Annotated in this window: 24 protein-coding genes and 1 riboswitch; of the genes, 14 read left to right on the top strand and 10 right to left on the bottom strand. The window is 71.1% G+C overall.

The annotated features are described in order from the left end of the window. The first annotated feature begins 19 nt into the window (after positions 1 to 19). The 8 genes from FHS39_RS01975 to def all read left to right on the top strand — a co-directional run bounded on the left by FHS39_RS01975 (position 20) and on the right by def (position 7,569). On the top strand, positions 20 to 844 hold the full coding sequence (locus tag FHS39_RS01975; protein ID WP_184345997.1) for an SOS response-associated peptidase: 825 nt from the start codon (positions 20 to 22) through the stop codon (positions 842 to 844). 17 nt (positions 845 to 861) lie between these two features. Then, entirely contained in the window at positions 862 to 1,527 is a 666-nt protein-coding gene (locus tag FHS39_RS01970; RefSeq protein ID WP_184345996.1) for an alpha/beta hydrolase family protein, read from the top strand. Between the two features lie 72 nt (positions 1,528 to 1,599). After that, positions 1,600 to 2,445 (top strand): sigma-70 family RNA polymerase sigma factor, encoded by an 846-nt coding sequence (locus tag FHS39_RS01965; protein WP_246469755.1) that lies wholly within the window; start codon positions 1,600 to 1,602, stop codon positions 2,443 to 2,445. After that, a complete protein-coding gene (rsrA, locus tag FHS39_RS01960) occupies positions 2,442 to 2,765 on the top strand; it encodes a mycothiol system anti-sigma-R factor (protein ID WP_184345995.1) in 324 nt (107 codons plus the stop codon). Before FHS39_RS01965 ends, rsrA begins: the two co-directional genes overlap by 4 nt. A 204-nt stretch (positions 2,766 to 2,969) precedes the next feature. Further along, positions 2,970 to 4,322: an HD-GYP domain-containing protein gene (locus FHS39_RS01955; protein WP_184345994.1), complete on the top strand. Its 1,353-nt coding sequence runs from the start codon at positions 2,970 to 2,972 to the stop codon at positions 4,320 to 4,322. Continuing rightward, positions 4,319 to 5,602, top strand: coding sequence for an HD-GYP domain-containing protein (locus FHS39_RS01950; protein ID WP_246469753.1), 1,284 nt, complete (start codon positions 4,319 to 4,321; stop codon positions 5,600 to 5,602). Before FHS39_RS01955 ends, FHS39_RS01950 begins: the two co-directional genes overlap by 4 nt. Before the next feature lie 264 nt (positions 5,603 to 5,866). Next, complete coding sequence (locus FHS39_RS01945; protein WP_184345993.1) at positions 5,867 to 6,853, top strand: hypothetical protein; 987 nt, start codon at positions 5,867 to 5,869, stop codon at positions 6,851 to 6,853. A gap of 77 nt (positions 6,854 to 6,930) precedes the next feature. Beyond that, positions 6,931 to 7,569, top strand: coding sequence for a peptide deformylase (gene def / locus FHS39_RS01940; RefSeq protein WP_184345992.1), 639 nt, complete (start codon positions 6,931 to 6,933; stop codon positions 7,567 to 7,569). A 33-nt stretch (positions 7,570 to 7,602) separates the two neighbouring features. Here the strand turns inward: def and FHS39_RS01935 are convergent, their stop codons facing one another. The 8 genes from FHS39_RS01935 to FHS39_RS01900 all read right to left on the bottom strand — a co-directional run bounded on the left by FHS39_RS01935 (position 7,603) and on the right by FHS39_RS01900 (position 17,198). After that, positions 7,603 to 8,862, bottom strand: a complete 1,260-nt coding sequence (locus FHS39_RS01935; protein ID WP_184345991.1) for a sigma-70 family RNA polymerase sigma factor — start codon at positions 8,860 to 8,862, stop codon at positions 7,603 to 7,605. An 18-nt stretch (positions 8,863 to 8,880) separates the two neighbouring features. Continuing rightward, positions 8,881 to 9,309 (bottom strand): YciI family protein, encoded by a 429-nt coding sequence (locus FHS39_RS01930; RefSeq protein WP_184345990.1) that lies wholly within the window; start codon positions 9,307 to 9,309, stop codon positions 8,881 to 8,883. A gap of 113 nt (positions 9,310 to 9,422) precedes the next feature. Beyond that, complete coding sequence (locus tag FHS39_RS01925; RefSeq protein WP_184345989.1) at positions 9,423 to 10,439, bottom strand: ribonucleotide-diphosphate reductase subunit beta; 1,017 nt, start codon at positions 10,437 to 10,439, stop codon at positions 9,423 to 9,425. Beyond that, complete coding sequence (locus tag FHS39_RS01920) at positions 10,439 to 12,829, bottom strand: ribonucleoside-diphosphate reductase subunit alpha (RefSeq protein WP_184345988.1); 2,391 nt, start codon at positions 12,827 to 12,829, stop codon at positions 10,439 to 10,441. The genes FHS39_RS01925 and FHS39_RS01920 overlap by 1 nt, the downstream gene beginning before the upstream one ends. A 165-nt stretch (positions 12,830 to 12,994) precedes the next feature. Continuing rightward, positions 12,995 to 13,132, bottom strand: a riboswitch (cobalamin riboswitch). A 165-nt stretch (positions 13,133 to 13,297) separates the two neighbouring features. After that, on the bottom strand, positions 13,298 to 14,929 hold the full coding sequence (mctP, locus tag FHS39_RS01915) for a monocarboxylate uptake permease MctP (protein ID WP_184345987.1): 1,632 nt from the start codon (positions 14,927 to 14,929) through the stop codon (positions 13,298 to 13,300). Continuing rightward, on the bottom strand, positions 14,926 to 15,192 hold the full coding sequence (locus tag FHS39_RS01910; RefSeq protein WP_184345986.1) for a DUF3311 domain-containing protein: 267 nt from the start codon (positions 15,190 to 15,192) through the stop codon (positions 14,926 to 14,928). The genes mctP and FHS39_RS01910 overlap by 4 nt, the downstream gene beginning before the upstream one ends. Before the next feature lie 109 nt (positions 15,193 to 15,301). After that, positions 15,302 to 16,285, bottom strand: coding sequence for a radical SAM/SPASM domain-containing protein (locus FHS39_RS01905; protein ID WP_184345985.1), 984 nt, complete (start codon positions 16,283 to 16,285; stop codon positions 15,302 to 15,304). 145 nt (positions 16,286 to 16,430) lie between these two features. Further along, complete coding sequence (locus FHS39_RS01900; protein ID WP_184345984.1) at positions 16,431 to 17,198, bottom strand: GntR family transcriptional regulator; 768 nt, start codon at positions 17,196 to 17,198, stop codon at positions 16,431 to 16,433. A gap of 245 nt (positions 17,199 to 17,443) precedes the next feature. Here FHS39_RS01900 and FHS39_RS01895 point away from each other — a divergent pair, with 245 nt between their 5' ends. The 5 genes from FHS39_RS01895 (at position 17,444) to FHS39_RS01875 (ending at position 23,360) form a co-directional block, all read left to right on the top strand. Beyond that, positions 17,444 to 18,715 (top strand): extracellular solute-binding protein, encoded by a 1,272-nt coding sequence (locus tag FHS39_RS01895; RefSeq protein WP_184345983.1) that lies wholly within the window; start codon positions 17,444 to 17,446, stop codon positions 18,713 to 18,715. Positions 18,716 to 18,821: 106 nt separating this feature from the next. Next, the gene (locus FHS39_RS01890) at positions 18,822 to 19,799 is read left to right on the top strand and encodes a carbohydrate ABC transporter permease (protein WP_184345982.1); all 978 of its coding nucleotides are present in this window, start codon (positions 18,822 to 18,824) and stop codon (positions 19,797 to 19,799) included. Further along, positions 19,796 to 20,626 (top strand): ABC transporter permease subunit, encoded by an 831-nt coding sequence (locus FHS39_RS01885; RefSeq protein ID WP_184345981.1) that lies wholly within the window; start codon positions 19,796 to 19,798, stop codon positions 20,624 to 20,626. The genes FHS39_RS01890 and FHS39_RS01885 overlap by 4 nt, the downstream gene beginning before the upstream one ends. Before the next feature lie 10 nt (positions 20,627 to 20,636). After that, positions 20,637 to 22,130 carry a glycoside hydrolase family 3 protein gene (locus FHS39_RS01880; protein ID WP_184345980.1) on the top strand — a complete coding sequence of 498 codons (1,494 nt, stop codon included), beginning with the start codon at positions 20,637 to 20,639 and terminating at the stop codon, positions 22,128 to 22,130. Positions 22,131 to 22,454: 324 nt separating this feature from the next. Next, on the top strand, positions 22,455 to 23,360 hold the full coding sequence (locus FHS39_RS01875; RefSeq protein WP_184345979.1) for a hypothetical protein: 906 nt from the start codon (positions 22,455 to 22,457) through the stop codon (positions 23,358 to 23,360). 5 nt (positions 23,361 to 23,365) lie between these two features. Here FHS39_RS01875 and nagB read toward each other — a convergent pair whose 3' ends face one another. Together nagB and FHS39_RS01865 are read right to left on the bottom strand one after the other, a co-directional pair. Then, positions 23,366 to 24,151 (bottom strand): glucosamine-6-phosphate deaminase, encoded by a 786-nt coding sequence (gene nagB, locus FHS39_RS01870; RefSeq protein WP_184345978.1) that lies wholly within the window; start codon positions 24,149 to 24,151, stop codon positions 23,366 to 23,368. 80 nt (positions 24,152 to 24,231) lie between these two features. Then, the gene (locus FHS39_RS01865; protein ID WP_184345977.1) at positions 24,232 to 24,978 is read right to left on the bottom strand and encodes an SDR family oxidoreductase; all 747 of its coding nucleotides are present in this window, start codon (positions 24,976 to 24,978) and stop codon (positions 24,232 to 24,234) included. Between the two features lie 81 nt (positions 24,979 to 25,059). Here FHS39_RS01865 and FHS39_RS01860 point away from each other — a divergent pair, with 81 nt between their 5' ends. Then, positions 25,060 to 25,656 carry a TetR/AcrR family transcriptional regulator gene (locus tag FHS39_RS01860; protein WP_184345976.1) on the top strand — a complete coding sequence of 199 codons (597 nt, stop codon included), beginning with the start codon at positions 25,060 to 25,062 and terminating at the stop codon, positions 25,654 to 25,656. Positions 25,657 to 25,862 lie beyond the last annotated feature (206 nt).

Here is a 25,862-nt window from a genome sequence, read left to right as displayed (position 1 = left end):
TCGTGGCAGTGTGGCACTCATGTGCGGTCGATATGCGGCGAGCCGGAGACCGGAGGATCTGACCGGGCTCTTCGGGGTGGAGAAGTGGGAACCGGAGGAGACGCTTGCTCCGGACTGGAACGTGGCGCCGACGAAGAGCGTCTACGCGGTGCTCGAACGTCCTCTGAAAGACGCTGCCGAGCGGCGTCCGGTTCGTCAGCTGCGCGCCTTGCGGTGGGGACTGGTGCCGTCCTGGGCCAAGAACCCGGAGGGCGCCGCGAAGATGATCAATGCGCGGTCGGAGACGGTGCACGAGAAGCCGTCCTTCCGGCGGGCCTTCGAGACCCGGCGCTGCCTGCTGCCGGCGGACGGTTACTACGAGTGGGTCACCGGCGCGCAGGAGCGGGAGCTGGAGGAGCAGGGCCGCAGGAAGCGGACGCGCAAGCAGCCGTACTTCGTGACGCCGGCCGACGGCTCGGTGATGGCCATGGCCGGGATATACGAGTTCTGGCGCGACCCGACGCTGCCCGGCGACCACCCCCAGGCGTGGTGGGCCACGTGTTCCGTGCTCACCACGGACGCGGACCCGGAGCCCTTCGCGCAGCCGCACCCGGCGCTGGAGCCGGGGCCGCGGTCGCTGGCGGAGATCCACCCGAGGATGCCGCTGGTGCTGCCGCCCGAGCGGTGGGACGCGTGGCTGGACCCGGCGCGCACCGACGTGCAGGAGCTGCGCGTGCTGCTGGCGCCCCCGCCGTCCGGGCTCGTACGGGCCTACCCGGTCACCACGGCCGTCAGCGACGTGCGCAACAACGGCCCCGAGCTGCTGGAGGAGCTGGCGGCGCCGGAGGAGTCGACGCTGTTCTGAGCCGCGGGCCGGGCAGGATGGGGCGGGTGACGACCGAGAGTGTGCAGACCCCTGCCGGAGAAGCCCGCATCCACTGGTACCCGGCGGCTGCCTCGCCGCCGCGGCTCGTCCTTGCCCTCGGGCACGGGGCGGGTGGCGGCGTCGAGGCCCGCGACCTGCGGGCGCTCGCCGAGGCCCTGCCCGCCGACGGTGTGACCGTCGCGCTGGTCGAGCAGCCGTGGCGGGTGGCGGGCAAGAAGGTCGCCCCCGCGCCCAAGACCCTGGACGAGGCGTGGCGGGCGCTGTGGCCCGCGCTGGCGGCGCCGGGCGCCCCCGTCGTCGCGGGCGGCCGCAGCGCGGGTGCCCGGGTCGCGTGCCGCACCGCCGGGGAGCTCGGCGCCGCCGGGGTGCTCGCCCTGAGCTTCCCCCTGCACCCGCCGGGCAAGCCGGAGAAGACCCGGGCCGACGAGCTCACCGGCACCGGCCTGGCCACGCTCACCGTGCAGGGCGCCCGCGACCCGTTCGGCCGCCCCGAGGAGTTCCCGCCCGGCCACGAGCCCGTCGCGGTGCCGTACGGCGACCACGGCTTCGCGGTGCCGAAGAAGGCGGAGATCACCCAGGAGCAGGCGCTGGAGGTGATCACGGAGGCGGTCCGGGCGTGGCTGGCGCACCTTCCCACCGGCCGTTCCACGGAGCGGGAATGAGATCCACGGTGCGGCTGTTGTGGCACGTGTAGTTCACGCACCGGCACAGACGAAGGAATGGGAGCTCCCCGCATGGGTTCGATCGCATGCCCGTCCCGCCCGCAGACGGCCGACCTCGGATGGGCGGTCATGGGTGTGGCCCAGCCGGCCATGGCTGGAGCGGCGGGCGGACCGGATCGTCGTCTATTCTCCGATTCGAGCGGATCCGTTTCCGGTTCCGCCAGGGTGCTGGAGGAGGTGGGTCCGGTCACTGGGACCGACGTGGGGGCGGACGACAGCAGGCGGCAGCCCGAAACCGCGGTGGAGCGCAACCTGCGCTTCGAGCGCGACGCCCTGACCTTCCTGGACCAGATGTACTCGGCGGCCCTGCGCATGACGCGCAATGCGGCCGACGCCGAGGACCTGGTGCAGGAGACGTATGCCAAGGCGTACGCGTCCTTCCACCAGTTCCGGGACGGCACCAACCTCAAGGCGTGGCTGTACCGCATCCTGACCAACACCTTCATCAACTCGTACCGCAAGAAGCAGCGCGAGCCGCTGCGCAGCGCGTCCGAGGAGATCGAGGACTGGCAGCTGGCGCGCGCCGAGTCGCACATGTCGACGGGTCTGCGCTCCGCCGAGTCCCAGGCGCTCGACCACCTCCCCGACTCCGATGTCAAGGAGGCCCTCCAGGCCATTCCCGAGGAGTTCCGCATCGCGGTCTACCTCGCGGACGTCGAGGGCTTTGCGTACAAGGAGATCGCGGACATCATGGGTACCCCCATCGGCACGGTGATGTCCCGGCTGCACCGGGGCCGTCGGCAGCTGCGCGGACTGCTGGAGGACTACGCTCGCGAGCGCGGTCTGGTCCCCGCCGGGACCGCTTCCGCGCCGAATGGTTCCGACGAGTCGCACAATCGGAAAGGCTCGGACTCATGAGCTGCGGAGAGCCGCACGAGACGGACTGCTCTGAAGTCCTCGACCATCTCTACGAGTTCCTCGACCACGAGATGCCCGACGGCGATTGCGCCAAGTTCGAGGTGCACATCGACGAGTGCTCTCCCTGCCTGGAGAAGTACGGGCTCGAACAGGCGGTGAAGAAGCTCGTCAAGCGCTGCTGCGGCCACGACGACGTCCCCGCCGACCTGCGCTCCAAGGTCATGGGCCGGATCGAGCTGATCCGGTCCGGCCAGACCGTCCCCGAGCAGGACGTGGTGGCCGAGGCCAAGGCGGCGGAAGCCGCCGCCCAGCAGGACTGATCCGGCGGGCCGCGCCCGCGCGGCGGCCGCCGGAAACGGCGCGACAGTCTGTCGGCGTCACTGATCCAAACCACCGTACCGGGGAACGTCACCCGAACGGACGGTGCAATACCCGGATGCTGTATTCCGGGCCCGCGGCTGTGTCTATCCTCCCCATCCAGACCATCCAGGCGCCATGTCTGAAGGCACGGGGAGGGACGCGTCATGTGGGCACTTCCGGCGGCGGCGCGCGCGTATATCGCGTGCGCCGCGCTCGCCGCCGCGCTGTGCGCCGTGCCCGTCATACGGGACGGGTCGGCTGTGCCCTGGAAGGCAGCGGCCTTCCTCGCGGGCGTCTGCCTGACCTGCGCACGGCTGCCGCGCTGCCCGCTGCTGGTGCCCGTGCTGCTCGCCGGGGCGTTCCTGCTGCCTCCGGCCGCCGCCGGGCTCGTGGCCGTGCCGGGCGCGCTCGCCGGGCGGGTGGGGCGGCGCCCGGTGTGGGTGCGGCGGCTGTGGCACGCGGCCCAGTTCTCGCTCGCGGCCGCCGCGGCCTCGGCCGTCTTCGGCCGGCTGACCGGCGGCGCCCCCCGCGCGATCACCGCGGCCGGCTTCCCGGGCGCGCTGCTGCCCGCGCTGGCCGCCGCCCTCGTCTTCGCCCTCGTCGTCACCCTGCTCGACGGCGGCGCCCTCGTCACCGCCGAGGGCCGCTCCCCGCGCACCGCCTGGCGCGGCCCGCTGCCGGGGGCGCTGGTGCCCCCGCTGCTCAACGGGCCCACCGCGCTGACCATGGCCGTGCTGTGGCACAGCCCCTACGGCCCGCCCTCCGCGCTGCTGGTGCTGCTGCCGATGTCCGTCTCCGCCTGGGTGCTGGACCGCTGCCGCCGCGAGCGCGCCGCCCACCAGGCCACCGTCCGCGCGCTGGTGCAGGCCGTGGACCTCAAGGACCACTACACCCGCGGCCACAGCGAGCGCGTCGGCCGCGCCTCCGTGCTGATCGCCCGGGAGCTGGGCATCCACGGCGAGCGGCTGGAAGCCCTCCGCTTCGCCGGCATCCTGCACGACGTCGGCAAACTGGGCGTCCCCACCCGCCTGCTGCGCAAGGACGGCCCGCTCACCCCCGAGGAGCGCCGCGTCATCGAGCTCCACCCCGAGTACGGACACGAAATGGTGCGCGGCATCGGCTTCCTCGACGAGGCGCGGGCGGCGATCCTGCACCACCACGAACGCCTGGACGGCAGCGGCTATCCCTACGGTCTGACAGGCTGTCAAATCCCGGAATTCGCCCGGGTGGTGGCCGTCGCCGACGCCTTCGACGCCATGACCTCCACCCGCAGCTACAGCCGCGCCCGCCCGGTCCCCACCGCTCTCGACGAGCTCCGCCGTTGCGCCGGTAGCCAGTTCGACCCCCGGATGGTCTCCGCGCTCTCCCAGGCGCTCGACCGGCACGGCTGGCACCCCGCGGCGGCCCCCGAGCCGCCCGAACCCCCAGCTCCGGTCAGCCGAAACGTCCCTCTTGATCACTGCTCCGTCACCATCGCGGCCGACGGCCGCCCCGCCCGCCAGGGTGGCCACGCATGAGCGCCTGGCCCGGGGCGCTCACCTGGGCGCGCACGGTGCGTCACCGGCGCACGGGCCGTCCGTTCGTCCAGGGCGTGCACGCTGCCGCCGCTGCCGCGGCCCTCCTCGCGCTGGCGTGGACCGCCTGGCGCGGGGTTGCACAACCGCACATCGCGCTGGCGTACGGCGCGCTCATCGCGCTCGGCGAGGCCGCACGACGCCGCCCGCGCCCCAGCGCACAGGCGTGCGAGACCGCGCCCCTCGGCTCCGCCGGCACCCTCGCCTACGCCCTCCTCGGCGACGTCGGCGGCCAGCCCACCTCGCACGGCGTCCCCCAGGTCGTCGCCGTCGTCCTGGGCGCCACCCTGGCCGGCGCCGTCGGCCGCCCCCCGGCCGTCGACCGCCTGGCCCGCCGCGTCCTGGGCGCCGGCTTCGCCGCGACCTGCTTCCAGCCCCTGCACCACGTCGGCACCCTCGGCCACTGGCCCGCGCACAGCCCGTACTACACGCTGTGCCTGCTGTTCCTGCTCGTCCTGACCGCCCTGTGCGACGCCGTCCTGGCCGCCGCCCTCACCCACGCCCGCACCGGCGCCCCGTACGGCCCGGCCCTGCGCGAGGAGCTGCGCGCGCTGCCCGGCGTCGGCTCGGCGATCGGCGCCACCGGCGTGGTGATAACCGTCGCCGTCGCCGCCGCCGGGCTCTGGGCGCTGCCCGTCTTCTGCCTGCCCCTGCTGGTCACCCAGCTGTCCATCCACCGCTACGAGACCGTGCGGGCCACCCGCCGTCAGACCGTGGCCTCCCTGGCCCGTGCCACGGAGATCGCGGGCTACACCTCCGCCGGGCACGCCCGCCGGGTGGCGTCGCTCGGCCGGGCCGTCGGCCGTGAACTGGGGCTGCCCCCGGCCGAACTCGCCGTCGTCGAGGACGCGGCGCTGATGCACGACATCGGCCAGCTCTCCCTCCTGGACCCGGTGCCCGCCGGGGCCACCGAGCCCCTGCCGTCCGACGAGCGCCGCCGGCTCGCCCGGCTGGGCGCCGCCGTGGTGCGGCAGACCGGGGTGGACCCCGAAGTCGCCCTGGCGGTGGAGCAGCAGGCGGATCCCTACCGTGACCAGCCGATCGCCGCCCGTATCGTGCGGACCGTCAACGCCTACGACGACCTGGCCGAAGACCCGGCGTGCGGCCCCCTGCGCGCGCTGGAGCGGCTCCGCCTGGCGACCGCGCGCGACCACGAGCCCCGGGTGGTGGAGGCGCTCGCGGCGGTGCTCGCACGCGGCGGCCTGGCACCACCTGCCCTGTGAGAGTACGGGCGAACCGGGACTAGCCCGCCGAACCCACGGGTAATGAGCGGGCGTCCGAAGGGGCATGGTTGGATGCGAAGAGACGACGAAAATGGCGAGAATGCGGAAGTCGGGGGGTGTCGTGCGCGCTGGCGTCGGCAAGGAGGTGTGGTGGGCGCCGCTCCCCGGAGCAGTTGAGGTGTGGCAGGGCGCCGTCAGGGAGGACGGCGGCCGTCACCCGGCCCATCCGGCGTGGTTGCACGCAGAAACCGGCAGGCGGGAATCGTGAGGATCTTCGGCAAGGTACGGCACCGGCCTTCCGCCTCGTGGCGGCAGGCCACCGACCGTGCCTTCACTCTCATCGGCGACGGCCGGTACGAGGACGCGGGCGCATTGCTGACGCGCGCCGCCGACATGGAGCCGTGGCTGTCCGAGTCGTGGTTCAACCTCGCACTGCTGCACAAGTTCCGGCACGACTGGGAGCAGGCCCGCGCCGCCGGCCTGCGCGCCGTCGCGCTGCTGGACAGAGAGGCGGGCGCGCCGGACTGGTGGAACGTGGGCATCGCCGCCACCGCCCTCCAGGACTGGCCGCTGGCCCGCCGCGCCTGGCAGGCCTACGGGCTGCGGGTGCCCGGCGAGGGCGGCCCGGCCGCGGAGCCCGTCGGCATGGAGCTGGGCAGCGCGGCCGTCCGGCTCTCCCCGGAGGGCGAGGCCGAGGTGGTGTGGGGCCGCAGACTGGACCCGGCGCGCATGGAGGTCCTCTCCATCCCGCTGCCGTCCTCCGGCCGCCGCTGGGGCGAGGTCGTGCTGCACGACGGCGTCCCGCACGGCGAGCGGGTCACCGCCGCCGGGCCCTCCTTCCCCGTCTTCGACGAGATCGAGCTGTGGGCGCCCTCGCCCGTGCCGACCTGGGTCGTCCTCCTGGAGGCCGCCACCGAGGCCGACCGGGACGCGCTGGAGCGGCTCGCGGCCGACGCCGGTTTCGCCGCCGAGGACTGGTCCTCCTCGGTGCGCCTGCTGTGCCGCACATGCTCGGAGAGCCGGATGCCCAGCGACGAGGGCGACGGCGAGCACCTCGATCCGCACGACCACAGCGAGCCCGGCCACCCCGGCCCGCTGGGCCACCGCACGGCCGGCTCCGGCTCGCTGTGGGTGCCCGAGCGCGAGTGCGGCATCGCGGCCCCCGCGGGCCTGGTGCGCGGCCTGCTGGACGGCTGGGTCGCCGACAGTCCCGACACCCGGGAATGGCGGGATCTGGAAGAGGTCTGCTGAGGGGCCGCCGTGGCCCCCGTACCCTGTATGAACCTGTAGATAGCGTTTTCGGGTTGTGAGAGAGGCATACGGCGGACATGGCGCAGCAAGACACTGAGCAGCCGGTGAACGACGAGTCGAGCGAGTTCATCGTGGACACCGAGGACTGCGAGGCGCGTGAACTCGCGCACCGTGAGCGCGGCACCTCCCGCCCGATCACCGTCGTCGGCAACCCCGTCCTGCACAAGGAGTGCAAGGACGTCACCGACTTCGACGACGAGCTCGCGCAGCTCATCGACGACATGTTCGCCAGCCAGCGCACGGCCGAGGGCGTCGGCCTCGCCGCCAACCAGATCGGCGTCGACCTCAAGGTCTTCGTGTACGACTGCATGGACGACGAGGGCGTCCGGCACGTCGGCCACGTCTGCAACCCCGTCCTGGACGAGCTTCCGGCCGACCGCCGGGTCCTGGACGACTCCAACGAGGGCTGCCTGTCGGTGCCGACCGCCTACGCGGAGCTGGCGAGGCCGGATTACGCGGTGGTGCGCGGCCAGGACCTGCACGGCAACCCGATCGCCGTCGAGGGCACGGGTTACTTCGCGCGCTGCCTCCAGCACGAGACGGACCACCTGTACGGCTACCTGTACATCGACCGCCTCTCGAAGCGGGACCGCAAGGACGCGCTCCGGCAGATGGCCGACGGCACGCCGCGCTACCCGGTCGTCGCCAACGGCTGACGTCCCGTCCTCGGGCGCCGGGGCCGGCCGATGTCAGCCGGTCCGGCGCCCGGACGCCGCGGCGCGCTCCAGCAGCAGGGCGCGCTCGCGTTCGTTGCGCGTGAGTGTCGCCGCCCGCTCGAACTCCGCGCGGGCCTCTTCATGGCGGCCGAGCCGGTCCAGGAAGTCCCCGCGCACGCTCGGCAGCAGGTGGTAGCCCTTGAGCAGCGGCTCCGCCGCCAGCGCGTCCGCGAGCTCCAGGCCGGCCGCGGGCCCGTGGGCCATGCCCACCGCCACCGCCCGGTTCAGCTCCACCACCGGTGACGGCACCCGCCGGGCCAGTACCGCGTAGAGCGCGGCGATCCGCTCCCAGTCCGTCTCCTGCGCGGTGCGCGCCCGAGCATGGCACGCGGCGATGGCCGCCTGCAGCGCGTACGGGCCGAACGCGCCGCCCAGTTGCTCCGCGCGCTCCAGGGCTGCCAGGCCGCGGTGGATCAGCAGCCGGTCCCAGCGGGAGCGGTCCTGGTCGAGGAGGAGCACGGGTTCGCCGGACGGCCCGGTGCGGGCGGCCGAGCGGGACGCCTGGATCTCCATCAGGCCGACCAGCCCGTGCACTTCGGGCTCCTTGGGCATCAGCCCGGCCAGGATCCGGCCCAGCCGCAGCGCCTCCTCGCACAGCGCGGGACGCATCAGATCGTCGCCGGCCGTCGCGGAGTACCCCTCGTTGAAGATCAGGTAGACGACTTCGAGCACGGCCGGGAGCCGCTCGGCCAGCTGGTCGCCCTCCGGCACCTCGAACGGCACCTCCGCCTTGGCCAGGGTCCGCTTCGCCCGCACGATGCGCTGGGCCACGGTCGGCTCGGGGACCAGGAAGGCGCGGGCGATCTCGTCTGTCTTCAGCCCGCCCAGCAGGCGCAGGGTCAGCGCGACCCGCCCCTCCGTGGACAGCGCGGGATGGCAGGCGGTGAACACCAGCCGCAGCAGATCGTCCTCGATGGCGCCCTCGTCCGGCAGCGGCGGCTCCTGCCGCTCCGTCTCCAGCTCGTGCCCGAGCAGGGCGAGCTTGCGCGCATACGTCTCGTTGCGGCGGATCAGGTCGATCGCGCGGTGTTTGGCCGTGGCCATGAGCCAGGCGCCCGGCTTGTCCGGGACACCCGACTCCGGCCACTGTTCCAGCGCCGCGACCAGCGCGTCCTGTGCGAGCTCCTCGGCGATGCCGACGTCACGCACGATTCGCGTCAGCCCGGCGACCAGCCGCGCCGATTCGATGCGCCACACGGCGTCGATCGCGTGATGAGTGTCGGAAGCCGTCACGGCTCCCCATCGTAGGGACTACTGCGCGGCCTTCCGGCGCAGCTCGTCCCGCAGGGCCTCCTCACGCGCCGCATCCTCCGGCGAGAGGACGTCGGCGGGGAAGTCGCAGGGCTCGAAGATCTGCCGGACCTCGATCTCACCCTCCCCGAAGGGCACCCTGCGCGCCCACTCCAGGGCCTCGTCCAGGTCCTTGACCTGGATCATCCAGTACCCGGCGATCAGCTCCTTCGTCTCCGCGAAGGGCCCGTCGGTCACGACCGGCTTCCCGCCGGAGAAGGCGACGCGCGCGCCCTTCGACGAGGGCTGCAGGCCGTCGGCGGCGAGCAGCGCCCCAGCCTTGACCAGGCGATCGTTGTACTTCCCCATCTCGGCGATCATTTCCTTGGTCGGCAGCACACCGGCCTCGGACTCCTCGGTCGCCTTGACGAACATCAAAAAGCGCGGCATGACGACGTCTCCCGTTCAATCGAGGGCGGGCTGTTCCCAACCCTTCACCCATGCGTCGAACGGGAGACGCCGAAATCGACGTGTCGCGCGGAGTTCTTTGGAAGCGGGGTTCTTTAGAACTCGTCGTCGAAGGAGACCGAGCCCTCGACCGCCACCTGGTACGCGGACGCGCGGCGCTCGAAGAAGTTGGTCAGCTCCTGGACGTTCTGCAGCTCCATGAAGGAGAACGGGTTCTCCGAGCCGAAGACCGGCTTGAAGCCCAGGCGCTGCAGGCGCTGGTCGGCGACGCACTCGAGGTACTCGCGCATGGACTCGGTGTTCATGCCCGGCAGGCCCTCGCCGCACAGGTCGCGGCCGAACTGCAGCTCCGCCTCGACGGCCTCCTTGAGCATGTCGGTGACCTGCTGCTGGAGCTCGTCGTCGAAGAGGTCGGGCTCCTCCTGGCGGACGGTGTCCACGACCTCGAACGCGAAGTTCATGTGCATGGTCTCGTCACGGAAGACCCAGTTGGTGCCGGTCGCCAGGCCGTGCAGCAGGCCGCGGCTGCGGAACCAGTACACGTAGGCGAAGGCGCCGTAGAAGAACAGGCCCTCGATGCAGGCGGCGAAGCAGATCAGGTTGAGCAGGAAGCGGCGGCGGTCGGCCTTGGTCTCCAGCCGCTCCAGCTTCTCGACCTCGTTGATCCACTTGAAGCAGAACTGGGCCTTCTCGCGGATGGAGGGGATGTTCTCCACCGCGTCGAACGCCGCGGCGCGGTCGTCCGGGTCGGGCAGGTAGGTGTCGAGCAGCGTCAAGTAGAACTGGACGTGCACGGCCTCCTCGAAGAGCTGCCGCGAGAGGTAGAGGCGCGCTTCGGGGGAGTTGATGTGCTTGTACAGCGTCAGCACGAGGTTGTTGGCCACGATCGAGTCGCCGGTCGCGAAGAACGCGACCAGGCGGCCGATCATGTGCTGCTCGCCCGGGGACAGCTTGGCGAGGTCGGCGACGTCGGAGTGGAGGTCGACCTCCTCCACGGTCCAGGTGTTCTTGATCGCGTCGCGGTAGCGGTCGTAGAAGTCCGGGTACCGCATCGGGCGGAGGGTGAGCTCGAACCCGGGGTCCAGGAGGTTCTTCTGTTCAGCGGCGGACATTACTGGCAGGCCTCGCAGGACTCGGGGTTCTCAAGGGAGCAGGCGATGGCGTCCGCGTCGGGCGCGGCCTGCTGCACCGGGATGGTGGCGGGAGCGGCGGCACCGCCGGACGCCGCGCGGGCGATCCGGGTCGCCGGACGGGAGCGCAGGTAGTACGTCGTCTTGATGCCCTGCTTCCAGGCGTACGCGTACATCGAGCTGAGCTTGCCGATGGTGGGCGAGGCCATGAAGAGGTTCAGCGACTGGCTCTGGTCCAGGTACGGGGTGCGGGCCGCGGCCATGTCGATCAGGGCGCGCTGCGGGATCTCCCAGGCGGTGCGGTAGAGGTCGCGCACCTCCTGCGGGATCCACTTCATGTCCTGGATCGAGCCGTTGGCGTCGGTCATCGCGTCGCGGGTGGTGCGGTCCCACACGCCGAGCTGCTTGAGCTCCTCCACCAGGTAGGTGTTGACCTGCAGGAACTCACCGGAGAGCGTCTCGCGCTTGAAGAGGTTGGAGACCTGCGGCTCGATGCACTCGTAGACGCCCGCGATCGAGGCGATGGTCGCCGTCGGGGCGATGGCGAGCAGCAGCGAGTTGCGCATGCCGACCTCGGCGATGCGGGCGCGCAGCGCCTCCCAGCGGTCCGCCCAGCCGGCCACCGCGTTCGGGTAGTGGTCCGGGTGCAGCACGCCGCGGGCGGTGCGGGTCGCGGACCAGGCCGGGTGCGGGCCGTGCCGCTCGGCGAGGTCGGCGGAGGCCTCGTACGCCGCCAGCATGATCCGCTCGGAGATCCGGGTGGACAGCTCCTTCGCCTCGGCGGAGTCGAAGGGCATGCGCAGCCGGAAGAAGACGTCCTGCAGACCCATCAGGCCCAGGCCCACCGGGCGCCAGCGGCTGTTGGAGTTGCCGGCCTGCTCGGTCGGGTAGAAGTTGATGTCCACGACGCGGTCGAGGAAGGTGACGGCCGTACGGACCGTACGGTCGAGCTTCTCCCAGTCCATCTCGCCGTCGGCACCGAGGTGCTGCGCGAGGTTGACCGAGCCCAGGTTGCAGACCGCGGTCTCGCTGTCGTCGGTGACCTCGAGGATCTCGGTGCAGAGGTTCGAGGAGTGGACGACCTTGCCCTTCTCGGCCGTCTGGTTGGCGGTGCGGTTGGCGGCGTCCTTGAACGTCATCCAGCCGTTGCCGGTCTGCGCGAGGGTGCGCATCATCCGGGCGTACAGCACCCGCGCCGGGATCTGCTTGACGGCCTTGCCCTCGGCCTCGTACCGGCGGTACGCGGCGTCGAACTCGTCGCCGTAGAGGTCCACCAGGTCGGGGGTGTCGGCGGGGGAGAACAGGGACCAGTCCGCGTCGGCCTCGACACGGCGCATGAACTCGTCCGGGATCCAGTGCGCGATGTTGAGGTTGTGGGTGCGGCGGGCCTCCTCGCCGGTGTTGTCGCGGAGCTCCAGGAACTCCTCGATGTCCGCGTGCCAGGTCTCCAGGTAGACGCAGGCCGCGCCCTTGCGGCGGCCGCCCTGGTTCACGGCGGCGACGGAGGCGTCGAGGGTGCGCAGGAACGGCACGATGCCGTTGGAGTGGCCGTTGGTGCCGCGGATGAGCGAGCCGCGGGAGCGGATGCGGGAGTAGGACAGGCCGATGCCGCCCGCGTGCTTCGACAGCCGCGCCACCTGGTGGTAGCGGTCGTAGATGGAGTCCAGCTCGTCCAGCGGCGAGTCCAGCAGGTAGCAGGACGACATCTGCGGGTGGCGGGTGCCGGAGTTGAAGAGCGTGGGGGAGGAGGGCAGGTAGGAGAGCGTGCTGGTGAGCCCGTAGAGCTCGGCGACGTCGTCCAGGGCCCGCTCCGAGTGGTCCTCGGCCAGGCCGCAGGCCACGCGCAGCAGGAAGTGCTGCGGGGTCTCGATGACCTGACGGGTGTGCGGGTGGCGCAGCAGGTAGCGGCTGTGCAGGGTGCGCAGGCCGAAGTAGCCGAAGCGGTCGTCGGCACCGTCGGCGAGGGCGGCGTCGACCAGGGCGTCCAGGCGCTCGGCGTGCTCACGCACGAAGGCGTCCGTGTCGTCCGCGATCAGGCCCTCGCGGTGGCCGACGGCGACCGAGGCGGAGAAGGAGGTCGCGCCCTGTCCGGCGGCCTCCTCCGCGATGGCGAGGGTGAGCAGCCGGGCGGCGAGGCGGGAGTACTCCGGCTCCTCGGCGATCAGGCCGGCGGCGGCCTCGGTGGCGAGGGAGCGCAGCTCCGCCTCGTCCGAGGCGGCGCTGCGGCCGCGCAGCGCGGCGGCGGCGACCTTGCCCGGGTCGGTGGCGGGAAGGTCTGCGGTGAGATCGGTCAGGGTGCGCAGCAGCGCGGTCCCGGGACCGCCGGTCGCTTCCGCGTTCTCTGAGACCGGATCGGCGGGCGCGATGGTCACGTGTGGCTCTCCCTCGCTCGGCTGGGGTGGGCCGGGCGGGAGAGCGCGACGGGCGCACGCGCGGGCGTGCCACTTGCACCAGGGCATGCCGCGCGGGCGTCCATCGGCCCAACCCGCGGGGCCCGGACGAATTCAACGCCCATAGCCGAGCCAAGGGCAGGCTCGGTGGTGGGCGCGCTGTGCGCAGGTCCTCGGACTGGTGGTGCGTCGTAATGGTCGTAAGTACGCACACATACACCGTTGCGGGACAGTTCCGGATTTCCACCGGATTCCCCTGCGGCGACAGCGAGGACGAGCATACATCTAGTGCCGCCCCTCGTACGCGCCCCCACATGTTGTGTCGCCCCGTCATGAAGCAGTCGCGGAATGTGCTAACGGGCGGCGCCGGTGCGGCACACGGAAAGGGCCGCCACGCCCCCTGGGAGGGGGTGTGGCGGCCCTGTCGGGGCGGGTCGCCCTGGCGGTCCGCTAGTGGCCCGCAGGGGCCCCCGCAGTGGCCGGGGGGAGCTCCGTGCGGACGCCCGGGTCGCCCGCGTCGGCGGTGTAGTCCGAGGGCTTGGTCTGGTCGACGCCGTCGGGGGCCTTCACGGCCCGCAGGACGAACGTGGCCACGATCACGACGAGCACGTTGAGGGCGAAGGCGGTCAGCCCGATGTAGCCCTTCTCGCCGATGAACGGGATCAGGTTGGTGTTGCCGAAGTGATCCTGAGTGGCGCTGGGGGTGTCGTACGCCCGCCACGTGCCGTACGTCATGCCGGCCGCCCAGCCCGCGAGCAGGGCCCAGCGGTGGCACCAGCGGGTGAAGAGCCCGCCCACGAGTGCCGGGACGGTCTGCAGGATCCAGATGCCGCCGAGCAGCTGGAAGTTGATGGCGACCGTTTTGTCCATGGTGAGGACGAAGGCCAGGGCGCCGACCTTGACCAGCAGCGAGGCGATCTTGGAGACCTTGGCCTCCTGGGCGGGGGAGGCGTCGGGCCGCAGGAAGTCCTTGTAGATGTTCCGGGTGAAGAGATTTGCGGCGGCGATCGACATGATGGCCGCCGGGACCAGGGCGCCGATGCCGATCGCGGCGAAGGCCACACCGGTGAACCAGTCCGGGAACACATCCGCGAACAGCTGCGGAATAGCCAGCTGCCCGTTCTTCACCTTCACATCGGCGGCGATCGCCATGAAGCCCAGCATGGCCAGCAGCCCCAGCATCAGCGAGTACAGGGGGAGGATGGTGGTGTTGCGGCGGATGACATTGCGGCTGCGGCTGGAGAGGACCGCCGTCACCGAGTGCGGATACAGGAACAGCGCCATCGCCGAGCCGAGGGCGAGCGTGGCGTACGCCCACTGGGCCTGTGGCGCGGTGACGAGCGAGCCGCGCGGTTTCCCGGTCGCCGGGTTTTCGGCAGCGAACGCGTGACCGGCCTTGGCGAAGATGTGCTCGAAGCCGCCCAGCTTCACCGGGATATAGATGATCGCCACGATGATGACGATGTAGATGAGGGCGTCCTTGACGAAGGCGATCAGGGCGGGTGCGCGCAGTCCGGAGGAGTAGGTGTAGGCCGCCAGCACACCGAAGGCGATCAGCAGTGGAAGGTCCTTCACGAACCAGTTGGCGTTCGCGCCGCCGCCCACGCCCATCACGTCCAGAACGGCCTGTATTCCCACCAGTTGCAGGGCGATATACGGCATCGTCGCGAGAATGCCGGTGAGGGCGAGCGCCAGCGACAGCCCCTTGGAGCCGAAGCGGCCCCGCACGAAGTCCGAAGACGTCACGTACCCGTGCTTGTGCGCCACCGACCACAGGCGCGGCAGGAAGGTGAACACCAGCGGATAGCAGAGAATCGTGTACGGCACCGCGAAGAAGCCGGCCGCACCGCCCGCGTAGACGGCCGCCGGGACCGCCACGAAGGTGTACGCGGTATAGAGGTCGCCGCCCAGCAGGAACCAGGTCACCCAGGTGCCGAAGGAACGGCCGCCCAGCCCCCATTCGTCGAGACTGTCGGCGTTCTCCGCGCGCCGCCACCGGGAGGCCACGAAACCCATCACGGTCACGGCCAGGAAGAAGAAGATGAAGACGGCGAGTGCGACGCCGTTGACGCCGTTCTTCACTGCTCCTCACCGCCCCGGTGCGCCCGGACCGTCCGCTCGTGACGCCGGACGATGGTGTAGGCGACGACGGTGAGCAGCGTCGAAATGACCACCCACAGCATCTGGTACCAGTAGAAGAACGGTATGCCGATGAAGGCCGGTTCGACCCGGGAGTAGGAGCCGACCCACAGCATGGCCGCGAAGGGTATCGCCAGGCACACGCCCGCCACGACCAGCGGAATGGTCACGACCGGTTTGCGATTGCCCTCAGGTGGTTCCGACATGCGGTGACTCCGTCCCGTGTGCGATCACTTGCGTAATGCGCAGGAAATCTATGGGAGGGTGCCTCCGGACGTCACCCCCCGTCCGGATATCGGTATGGCAACGTCATGTTCAGACGAAGTCGGCGTGCAGGGTGGAGGGCACTTCGAGGGCGTACGCGCCCAGTGCCCGCTCCAGTGCCGCCCGGTCGCCGCGCACCTGCTCCAGCAGCGCGTTCTGCGGGCGGTAGCGGCAGGAGCGGCACGGCTCCCACTGCCGGGGGTCGGCGGCCTCCCAGCGCGTCCGTGGGCCGCCGCGCAGCACGTCGGCGTAGCCGGATTCGAGCGTATTGCCGAGGCTGTAACGGGAGTTCAGGTGGACCTGGGGGCAGGGGTAGAGCGTGCCATCGGCGGCGACGGTGGTGACGAAGCGGCTGTAGTGGCAGTGGTGGAATTCGCCGCCGTCTTCCGCGGTGGAGGGCAGGCAGACTTCGAAGGTCTCGGTGGCCAGCGCCGACGCCTCGGCCGGCCCGGCGCCGGTGCGGCCGGCCCGGCCCGAGAAGCGGATGTAGTGCGCCCCCGCGTCCCGGGCGGCGAGCGCCGCCGCCACGTACTCCTGCGGATTTCCCTTGCCCACCGCATAGTTGAGCCCGATACGAAAATCGGGATCGATGGCGGACTGCCGAAGCTTTCCGATGATTTCCAGGTACGAGGTGGGTGTGGCAGCCGAAAATTCGATGCGCACCCAGGTGTGTGTGGAGGCCACGCACTCCGCCATCTCGGGCCGGTGCAGCCGCGAGCCGTCCGTGAACACGCCGAGGCGCAGGCCCGACTCGTGGCCCGCGTCGCAGACGGCCGGGTATCCGGGATGGAGCGTGCACTCGCCGCTGCCGTGGAATGTCACGGCGCGTCCGCCGTGTGCGGCGAATTGCCGCAGCAGGGACACGGCGTCGCCGGTGGCGAGCAGCCGCCTGCCATGGTCCGCGGTGATGCCGAGACGCAAATGAACGGGGCTGACCTGCCGGCCCTCGGCGAATCGGCGGAGCAGCTCGCCGTGGGCGAGGACTTTCCGGGGAGAGTGCGCTTCGTAACTCCGCACGGAGGCGGCGTCGTTCATGGCATTCCTCTCGCAACTCTCGCAAGGATCTCGCAAGGCCAGAGGTCCGGCTCCGGGCGACACTATGAGCCGGGATGATGAGCGTCAATAGGTCTAGACCCGGCGGACAATGCGTCCGCCGGGTCTTTCCGCCATTCGGAGGTGTCTATTCCGTGGGGCGTTGCAAGCGGGCCACGAACTTGTAGCGGTCCCCCCGGTAAACCGAGCGCACCCATTCCACCGGGTTGCCGTCGGCGTCCAGGGAGTGGCGGGAGAGCATCAGCATCGGCAGGCCCACGTCCGTGCCCAGCAGGCTCGCCTCCCGCGGGGTGGCCAGAGAGGTCTCGATCGTCTCCTCCGCCTCGGCGAGGTGCACGTCGTAGACCTCGGCCAGGGCGGTGTAGAGGGAGGTGTACTTCACCAGGTTCCGGCGCAGCGCCGGGAAGCGCTTTGCCGACAAATGGGTCGTCTCGATCGCCATGGGCTCACCGCTGGCGAGCCGCAGCCGCTCGATGCGCAGGATGCGGCCGCCCACGGAGATGTCGAGCAGCCGGGAGAGGCGCTCGTCGGCGGTGACGTAGCCGATGTCGAGCAGCTGGGAGGTGGGCTCCAGACCCTGGGCCCTCATGTCCTCCGTGTAGGAGGTCAATTGCAGCGCCTGGGAGACCTTGGGCTTCGCCACGAAGGTCCCCTTGCCCTGGATGCGTTCCAGGCGCCCCTCGACCACCAGCTCCTGCAGCGCCTGCCGGACCGTCGTCCGCGAGGTGTCGAACTCCGCGGCCAGGGTGCGCTCCGGCGGCACGGGGGTGCCGGGGGGCATGGTTTCGGTCATTTCCAGCAAGTGACGTTTGAGCCGGTAGTACTTGGGGACGCGCGCGGTCCGCGCGCCTGCCGACGCGCCGCCGCTCTCCGCCGTACCACCCTCGGTCGCCATGGCCTGCCTTCCCGACTCCGATCCTGCTGCCGTCACCGGCGCTCCTCCGTCTTCCGCGGTCACATGGTGGCACGGGCAGAGCCCGAGGAGACCGTCAGACGCCCGGGTCGACCTCGAGGTGTCGGTCCGGTAACGGACCCGACAGCGACTCTTATACACCCTTGACACCCCAAAAGGTCTAGGCCAAGCTGCGGGGCACTGGTCTAAACCATTAAAGACCACATTCGGTCCTTGAGGAGAGTGCTGTGAAGCGTGGGCTCATAGCGGCGACAGGTGTCGCGGCCATGCTGGTGAGTGTTGCGGCCTGTGGATCCGGCAGCAGTGACAAGGATTCGGGTGCCGATGGTTCCCAGGCCAAGAGTCTGACCGTCTGGTTCATGGATGGCTCGAATCCGACGGGTTGGACCAAGGCGGTCCAGGCGGAGTTCGAACAGAAGACCGGTGCCAAGCTGAACATCCAGACCCAGAAATGGGACGGCATCCAGCAGAAGCTCACCACCGCCCTCTCGGAGTCCAGCCCGCCGGACGTCGTCGAGGTCGGCAACACCCAGACCCCCTCCTACGCCCAGACCGGCGGCCTCGCCGAGCTCGACGACCTGAAGAAGGAGATCGGCGGGGACTGGACCGACTCCCTCAACAAGCCGTCCGTCTTCGAGGGCAAGCAGTACGCCGCCCCCTGGTACGCCGCCAACCGCGTCGTCATCTACAACAAGAAGATCTGGGCGGACGCGGGGATCAAGGACACCCCCAAGACCCGCGACGAATTCTTCAAGGACCTCGACGCCATCCAGAAGAAGGGCGACGCCGAGCCGCTCTACCTGCCCGGCCAGAACTGGTACTTCTTCGACGGCCTGACCATCGGCACCGGCGCCGACCTGGTGAAGAAGGACGGCAAGAAGTACGTCTCCAACCTCGCCGACCCCAAGGTCGCCAAGGCCATGGACGTCTACAAGCAGTACCAGGCCTTCAGCAAGGCCCCCAAGGACAAGGACGAGGCCACCCCGCAGCAGGCCGACGTCTTCGCCAAGGGCAGGACGGGCGCCTTCATCGGCATGGGCTGGGAGGCGCAGACCGCCATCAAGGCGAACCCGGCCATCGAGAAGGAGATCGGCTACTTCACCATCCCCGGTGAGAGCGCCGGCAAGCCCGAGGGCGTCTTCCTCGGCGGCTCCAACCTCGCGATCGCCGAGGGCAGCAAGAAGAAGGACCTCGCCAAGGAGTTCCTGAAGATCGCGCTCTCCGACAAGAACGAGGCCGCGCTGGCCAAGGAGGTCGGCCCGATCCCCAACAAGGACGCGCTGCTGACCAGCCTCAAGGGCAACGCGGCCGCCGAGGCCGCCGCCCCCGCCGCCAAGGGCGGCGGCACCACCCCGCTGATCCCCGAGTGGGCCGAGGTGGAGAACGCCCCCAACCCGATCAAGGCCTACATGACCGCCGTCCTGAACGGAAAGTCCCCGGAGGACGCCGCCAAGCAGGTCGAGGCCGACATCAACAAGCGCCTCGCCCAGAAGCAGTAGCCGGCGAGGCAGCCACCACGAGCGGTTTCCGTACGCACCGGCCCGGCCGGTGCGTACGGAAACCGGCGCAAGCACCACCGTTCAACAGGGGAGAAGGCGGACGACGATGTCAGCGCAGACCGAAGAGGCGGCGGCCCAGGCCGCCCCCCGGACCGGCAAGGGCACCGCCCCGCCGCCCGCCTCCGGCCGCGGGGCCGGCGCCCGGGCCGTCCCCTATCTGCTGATCCTCCCCGCCGCCGCCGTCACCGTGCTGCTGCTCGGCTGGACGATGGTCAAGAACGGCCTGCTGTCCTTCCAGAACCTCGGCCGCCGCCAGCTGATCCGCCACATCACCGAGTGGACCGGCATCGACAACTACGGCAACGCCCTGGGCAGCTCCGAGTTCTGGCGGGTCACCGGCCGGTCCGTCCTCTTCACCGCCGCCAACGTCACCCTGATCATGGTGATCGGCTGCCTGACCGGCCTGCTCCTTGCCCGCCTGGGCACCAAGCTGCGGCTGCTGCTCTCGCTCGGCCTCGTCCTCGCCTGGGTCATGCCCGTCGTCGCCGCGACCACCGTCTTCCAGTGGCTCTTCGACCAGCGCTTCGGCGTCGTCGACTACCTCCTGGACCGGCTCGGCTGGCACGCGATGGCCCACTACAACTGGACCGGCAGCCAGTTCTCCACCTTCTTCGTGATCACCGTGCTGATCGTCTGGCAGTCCGTGCCCTTCGTGGCGATCAACCTCTACGCGGCCACCACCACGATCCCCAAGGAGCTGTACGAGGCGGCCTCCCTGGACGGCGCGGGCACCTGGAAGCAGTTCACCTCGGTGACCTTCCCCTTCCTGCGCCCCTTCTTCCTCGCCACGACCTTCCTCGAAGTCATCTGGGTCTTCAAGTCCTTCACCCAGGTCTTCGCGATCAACGAGGGCGGCCCCGACCGGCTCACCGAGACCCTGCCTGTCTACGCCTTCCAGGAGGGCATGGGCAGCCAGCACTTCGGCATGGGCGCCGCGATCTCCATCCTGACCATCGTGATCCTGCTGGCCCTGACGGCCTACTACCTGCGCCTGGTTCTCAAGCAAGAGGAGGACGAACTGTGAGGCGTTCGCTGTTCGGCCGCGTCTGGCCGGGGGCGACGGCGGTCGTCCTCTTCGCCGCCTTCGCGTTCCCCGTCTACTGGATGTTCGCCACGGCCTTCAAGGCCAACAAGGACATCGTCAGCGACACCCCGGTCTGGTTCCCCACCGCGCCCACCCTCGACCACTTCTCCAAGGCGGTCGCCGCGGACGGCTTCTGGACGTTCGTCGGCAACTCCCTGACCGTCACCCTGATCGCGGTCGCGCTGTCGCTGGTCATCGCGCTGCTGGCGTCCTTCGCCGTGGCCCGGATGCGCTTCAAGGGCCGCAAGAGCTTCATCCTGGTGATGATGACGGCCCAGATGGCCCCCTGGGAGGTCCTGGTCATCGCGTACTACATGATCGTGCGCGACGCGGACATGCTGAACAGCCTGGTGCCGCTCACCGCCATCTACACCGTGATGGTGCTGCCCTTCACCGTCCTGACGCTGCGCGGCTACGTCGCCGCCGTGCCCAAGGAGCTGGAGGAGTCCGCGATGGTCGACGGGTGCACCCGCACCCAGGCCTTCATCAGGGTGATCTTCCCGCTGCTCGCCCCCGGCCTGATGGCCACCTCGCTCTTCGGCTTCATCACCATCTGGAACGAGTTCCCGATGGTCCTGATCCTCAACAAGGACCCCGGGGCACAGACCCTGCCCGTGTGGCTCACCGGCTTCCGCACCACCTTCGGCGACGACTGGGGCGCCACCATGGCCGCCTCCTCGCTCTTCGCCGTGCCGATCCTCGTCCTGTTCGTCATCCTCCAGCGCAAGGCCGTGGGCGGTCTGACGTCCGGCGCCGTGAAGGGCTAGCACTTAACCCATGGACACGCTGAACCGCGACGCCCTCACCGTCCTCCAGCCCGGCTTCACCGGCACCACGCCCCCCGACTGGCTGCTGCGCCGGCTCGGCGAAGGGCTCGCCTCCGTCGGGCTCTTCGGCCGCAACATCGCCTCGCCCGAGCAGCTCGCCGCCCTCACCGCCCGCCTGCGCGCCGAGCGCCCGGACGTGCTCGTCGCCATCGACGAGGAGGGCGGGGACGTCACGCGCCTCGAAGTCCGCACGGGCTCCTCCTTCCCCGGCAACCTCGCCCTCGGCACGGTCGACGACACCGCCCTCACCCGGGCCGTCGCCCGCGAACTCGGCCACCGGCTGGCCGCCTGCGGCGTCAACCTCAACTGGGCGCCCTCCGCGGACGTCAACTCCGACCCGGACAACCCCGTCATTGGTGTCCGCTCCTTCGGCGCCGACCCCGCGCTCGTCGCCCGGCACACGGCCGCCTACGTCGAGGGCCTGCAGGCCGCGGGCGTCGCCGCCTGCACCAAGCACTTCCCCGGCCACGGCGACACCGCCGTCGACTCCCACCACGACCTGCCGCGCATCGACGCCGACCTCGCGACGCTCCAGGCCCGCGAGCTGGTGCCCTTCCGGGCCGCCGTCGCCGCCGGCACCAAGGCCGTGATGAGCGCCCACATCCTGCTGCCCGCGCTCGACCCCCGCCTGCCCGCGACCCTCAGCCCGGCCGCCCTGCACGGCCTGCTGCGCGCACCCGCCACCGACGGCGGCCTCGGCTTCGACGGCCTCGTCGTCACCGACGGCATGGAGATGCGGGCCGTGGCGGACGCCTACGGGATCGAACGCGGCAGCGTCATGGCCATCGCCGCGGGCGCCGACGCCATCTGCGTCGGCGGCGGCCTGGCCGACGAAGACACCGTGCTGCGGCTGCGCGACGCGCTGGCCGGAGCCGTCCGGTCCGGTGAGCTGGCCGAGGCGCGGCTCGCGGACGCCGCGGCACGGGTGCGCGCCCTGGCGCGCTGGACCTCGGGTGCGGGTGCGGTACTGGAGGGGACCGCGCCCGCACCCGAGGTGGGGCTGGAGGCGGCGCGCCGCGCACTGCGAGTGACCGCATCCGCGGGGTACGAGCCGCCGGCCGGGCCGGTGTACGTGGCCGCGTTCACGCCCGTCGCCAACATCGCCGTAGGGGACGAGACCCCGTGGGGCGTCGCGGCCGAGCTGGCCCGGCTGCTGCCGGGGACGGAGACGGGTACGTACGGGCCGGAGACGGCCGGTACGGAGAAGGTGCTGGCGGCTGCGGGGGAGCGGCGGATCGTGGCCGTCGTCCGTGACGTCCACCGTCACCCGTGGATGGCCCGCGCGCTCGGGATGCTGGTCGCTACGCGGCCGGACACGGTGGTCGTGGAGATGGGCCTCAACCAGGCCCCACCGGTGGGCGCCCTGCACGTGGCCACGCACGGCGCGGCCCGCGTGTGCGGGACCGCTGCGGCGGAGGCGATTGTGGGGGAATTCCGCCCCTGACCCGCCCTTTCGCCTTTTCGAGCGACCATAACAAAGCCCCGGCGAGGACGCCGGGGCTTGCTGGCAAGTAGCGCCTACGAGGCTTGGAAGTGTCCAGTCTTGATGCCGGTCAGGAAGGTCAACCAAGCTTCGCTGGACGATCCGGACAACGTCATCAATCGCGCACAATCGTTCAACTTGCCATGAAGTGAGCCCTAGTTACCCGAGTGTGCTCTACGGTTGCCCCACACCAAGCGACCCCCGAGCAGGCTGGCACCTGCACCGGGGGTCTACAGCCACCAGGAGACAGGCCTCCCAGGGATGCACCGGAATGCTAACGCCCCCATGCGCTTCTTCTCTCAAGTACCGAACGAAATCATCCGTCATCCGCGACTGTCCGGCGACGCCGTGCGGCTGCTGCTCTGGCAGCTCTCCCTGCCCGACGGACTCGACCAGCCGTTCTACGAGACCGCCAAGTCCGCCGGTATCAAGAAGACCGCCTTCACCCGCGCCAAGCGCCAGCTGATCGCCGAGGGCTACTTCCACGAGTGGCGGCTGCAAGGGCCCGACGGGCGATGGGCCACCGAGCAGCTGATCTCCAATGTGCCGCTCACCCGCGAGGAAGCGACCGCCCTTCTCGGCGGGAAGCAGCCGCCGAGTACCGCCGATCCGGCCCCCGGTGAGCCGTCGCGCCGGGCCGTCGGCCGTTCCCTTATGAACACCGAGGGGAACACCTCCCACCCTCCCCTCCCGCAAGAGGAGCCGGAGGAGGACGGGGAACCACCCGGCGCCCACACCGAGCGCGGTGCCCGTCTGCTCGCCGCCCTGGTCCGTACCGACCGGCGGCTGCGCCTCGGCAGGCGCGAGGTGCGGCAGCTCGCGCCGCTCGCGGGGGAGTGGCTCGTGCGCGGGGCCACGCCGGACGATCTGCACGACGCGCTGACCTCCGGGCTGCCGGAGCGGGTGCATTCCCCCGCCGGGATCCTTCGCGACCGGCTCGTACGCAAGATGCCCGAGCCCCGCTCCCACGCCCCGGCCCCCGGGCCCGTAACCCGCCCGCAGCCCCTGCAGGCCTGTGCGGGCGGCTGTGGGCGGGTCATCCGGCCCGTCGCGGACGAGACGCACTGCCGGGACTGCCGCGCCGAAGCGGCAGTGGCTGCCGCGGAGGCAGGGGAGTCGGGCGCCGTCGCCGCCACCCGGCGCGGCATGGCCGCGGTGCGGGCCGCAATGCTGGGCGCCTGCCTGCCCTGAGCCGGTTACAGCCCTTGCCAGGCCGGCTTGTTCGCGTACGTGTGCCGGAAGTAATCCGCCAGCTTGAGCTTGGAGGCCGCCGCCTCGTCCACCACGACCGTCGCGTGCGGGTGCAGCTGCAGCGCCGACGCCGGGACCAGGGCGGAGACCGGGCCCTCCACCGTCTGGGCCACCGCGTCGGCCTTGCCCGCGCCCGTGGCCAGCAGCACCAGGTGGCGGGCCTCCAGGATCGTGCCGATGCCCTGGGTGATGACGTGGTGCGGCACCTGGTCGATGTCGCCCTCGAAGAAGCGGGCGTTGTCCACCCGGGTCTGCTCCGTGAGCGTCTTGATGCGGGTGCGGGAGGCCAGCGAGGAGCACGGCTCGTTGAAGCCGATGTGCCCGTCGGTGCCGATGCCCAGCAGCTGGAGGTCCACGCCGCCCGCCTCGGCGAGCGCCCGGTCGTACGCCTCGCAGGCGGCCTGGACGTCCTCGGCGGTGCCGTCGGGGCCCATGAAGGCCCCCTCCGTCAGACCGAGCGGCTCGACGACCTGGCGCAGCACCACCGAGCGGTAGGACTCGGGGTGGTCGGCGGGCAGGCCGACGTACTCGTCGAGCTGGCAGATGCGGGCGCGCGAGGCGTCCACGGCGCCCGATCGGACCTGGGTGGCCAGCGCCTCGTAGACGGGCAGCGGGGTCGAGCCGGTGGCGACGCCGAGCAGGGCGTCGGGCTTGCGGCGCAGCAGCGCGGCGATGGCGTCCGCAATCAGCTCGCCGCCTGCCGTGGCGTCCGGAACGATGACAACTTCCACGCTGGGCCTGCCGATCTGGAGAGGGGTGTGGTATAGACCAATTTAGCGCCCCGGGGCCCGCACCTCAAACGCCGGACGCGTCAGAGCCCCAGCATCGCCCCGCCCGTCGCGTCGACCTCCTGGCCGGTGACCCAGCGCGCGTCGTCGGAGGCCAGGAAGGCGATCACGTCCGCAATGTCCTCCGGTCGGCCCACCCGGCCGAAGGCGGAGAAGCTCTCGCCCCACTCCCGCATCGCCGGGTCCGCGAGATAGGCCGCGAGGTCGGTCTCGGTGATCCCCGGCGTCACGGAGTTGACCGTGATGCCGCGCGGGGCCAGGTGCCGGGCGAGGTTGCGGGTGAGGGTGTTGACCGCGCCCTTGGCCATGACCGTCGCGGCGATCGCCGGGAGGGCGATCCGGCTGGGTCCGGTGACGTTGATGATGCGGCCGCCGTCGCGCAGCCGCGACAGGCCGTGCTTGGCGACGAAGAACGGGGCCTTCGCGTTGAGGGCGAACGCCGTCTCGAAGTCGGCCTCCTCCGTCTCCTCGACCGTCTTGAAGACGGCGAGACCGGCGTTGTTGACGATGACGTCCACCCCGTCCGCCTCGGCGTCGAAGGCGCGCCACAGCGCCTCGGCCGCGCCGGGCGCGGTCAGGTCCGCGCCGAGCATGAAGGCCGTGCCACCCGCCGCTTCGACGGCCGCCACCGTCTGCCGCGCCGCCTCCTCGTTCGAGCCGTAGTGCACGGCGACGCGCGCACCCTCCCGGCCCAGCCGTACCGCCGTCGCCCGCCCTATGCCCCTGCTGGCGCCGGTGATCAGTGCGGTCCTGCCCGTGAGCACGCCCATGGCCGCGCCCCCCATTTCTCTAGTGGTCGTTACAGAAAGGAACGTAACACATTCTCTAGCGACCGCTATAGAATTTGCGGCATGGCGACCAAACAGCGCGGACGGCCCCGCTCCTTCGACCGCGAGGCGGTGCTGGAACAGGCCCTGCGGATGTTCTGGACCAAGGGCTACGAGGCGGCCTCCGTCGCCGACCTGACGCGTGCGATGGGCATCGGCGCGCCCAGCCTGTACGCGGCGTTCGGCGACAAGGCGGGACTGTTCCGGGATGTCGTCGACCACTACATGGCGCACTACTGCGGCTACGCGGAACGCGCGCTGCGCGAGGAGCCGACCGCGCGGGCGGCCCTGGCGCGACTGCTGCGCGAGGCCGCCGCGGAGTTCACGACGGAGGGGCGGCCTCGCGGCTGTCTGGTCGTCTTCGCGGCGGACGACGGAACGACCGCTTCGGCAGAGGTGGAGCAGACCTTGCGCGAGCGGCGGCGGCAGTTCGCCGTGGGGCTGGAGGCCCGACTCCGGCAGGGCGCCGAGGCCGGGGAGCTGGGCGCGGAGGAGGTGACCGCGCTGGCGCGGTTCGCGCACGCCGTCTTTCAGGGCATGTCGCAGCAGGCGCGCGACGGCGCGCGGCGGGAGGAACTGGAGGCGGTGGCCGAGCGGGCCATGCGCGCGTGGCCACGGTGAGGTGACGGGCGGCCGCGAGGGCCACTTCGGGCCGCGGCGACCGGCCGGGACCCTCAACCCGGTCGGTGCCGCAGCCCGGAGCCGTATCGGCCGGTCCGGGGGCGCGGGGTGTGCGGGCCCCGCAGCCGGACGGGCCGACGTCAGGCCGCGGCGCGGTCAGGGCAGAGAGCGTCCGGCCTCGCTCCCTCCCCTTGTGCGGAGGGGAC

Source organism: Streptomyces olivoverticillatus (assembly GCF_014203555.1).
Taxonomy (GTDB): domain Bacteria; phylum Actinomycetota; class Actinomycetes; order Streptomycetales; family Streptomycetaceae; genus Streptomyces; species Streptomyces olivoverticillatus.
The sequence above is the reverse complement of the archived record's forward strand: the minus strand, read 5'-3'. Positions and strand labels throughout refer to the sequence as shown.

What these genes read in the sequence shown, in the direction of transcription:
- FHS39_RS01975 (WP_184345997.1), top strand. Translation starts at nt 20, where the DNA reads ATGTGCGGTCGATATGCGGCGAGCCGGAGACCGGAGGATCTGACCGGG.
- FHS39_RS01970 (WP_184345996.1), top strand. Translation starts at nt 862, where the DNA reads ATGGGGCGGGTGACGACCGAGAGTGTGCAGACCCCTGCCGGAGAAGCC.
- FHS39_RS01965 (WP_246469755.1), top strand. Translation starts at nt 1,600, where the DNA reads ATGGGTTCGATCGCATGCCCGTCCCGCCCGCAGACGGCCGACCTCGGA.
- rsrA (WP_184345995.1), top strand. Translation starts at nt 2,442, where the DNA reads ATGAGCTGCGGAGAGCCGCACGAGACGGACTGCTCTGAAGTCCTCGAC.
- FHS39_RS01955 (WP_184345994.1), top strand. Translation starts at nt 2,970, where the DNA reads ATGTGGGCACTTCCGGCGGCGGCGCGCGCGTATATCGCGTGCGCCGCG.
- FHS39_RS01950 (WP_246469753.1), top strand. Translation starts at nt 4,319, where the DNA reads ATGAGCGCCTGGCCCGGGGCGCTCACCTGGGCGCGCACGGTGCGTCAC.
- def (WP_184345992.1), top strand. Translation starts at nt 6,931, where the DNA reads ATGGCGCAGCAAGACACTGAGCAGCCGGTGAACGACGAGTCGAGCGAG.
- FHS39_RS01930 (WP_184345990.1), bottom strand. Translation starts at nt 9,309, where the DNA reads ATGCCGCGCTTTTTGATGTTCGTCAAGGCGACCGAGGAGTCCGAGGCC.
- FHS39_RS01925 (WP_184345989.1), bottom strand. Translation starts at nt 10,439, where the DNA reads ATGTCCGCCGCTGAACAGAAGAACCTCCTGGACCCCGGGTTCGAGCTC.
- FHS39_RS01910 (WP_184345986.1), bottom strand. Translation starts at nt 15,192, where the DNA reads ATGTCGGAACCACCTGAGGGCAATCGCAAACCGGTCGTGACCATTCCG.
- FHS39_RS01905 (WP_184345985.1), bottom strand. Translation starts at nt 16,285, where the DNA reads ATGAACGACGCCGCCTCCGTGCGGAGTTACGAAGCGCACTCTCCCCGG.
- FHS39_RS01900 (WP_184345984.1), bottom strand. Translation starts at nt 17,198, where the DNA reads ATGGCGACCGAGGGTGGTACGGCGGAGAGCGGCGGCGCGTCGGCAGGC.
- FHS39_RS01890 (WP_184345982.1), top strand. Translation starts at nt 18,822, where the DNA reads ATGTCAGCGCAGACCGAAGAGGCGGCGGCCCAGGCCGCCCCCCGGACC.
- FHS39_RS01880 (WP_184345980.1), top strand. Translation starts at nt 20,637, where the DNA reads ATGGACACGCTGAACCGCGACGCCCTCACCGTCCTCCAGCCCGGCTTC.
- FHS39_RS01875 (WP_184345979.1), top strand. Translation starts at nt 22,455, where the DNA reads ATGCGCTTCTTCTCTCAAGTACCGAACGAAATCATCCGTCATCCGCGA.
- FHS39_RS01865 (WP_184345977.1), bottom strand. Translation starts at nt 24,978, where the DNA reads ATGGGCGTGCTCACGGGCAGGACCGCACTGATCACCGGCGCCAGCAGG.
- FHS39_RS01860 (WP_184345976.1), top strand. Translation starts at nt 25,060, where the DNA reads ATGGCGACCAAACAGCGCGGACGGCCCCGCTCCTTCGACCGCGAGGCG.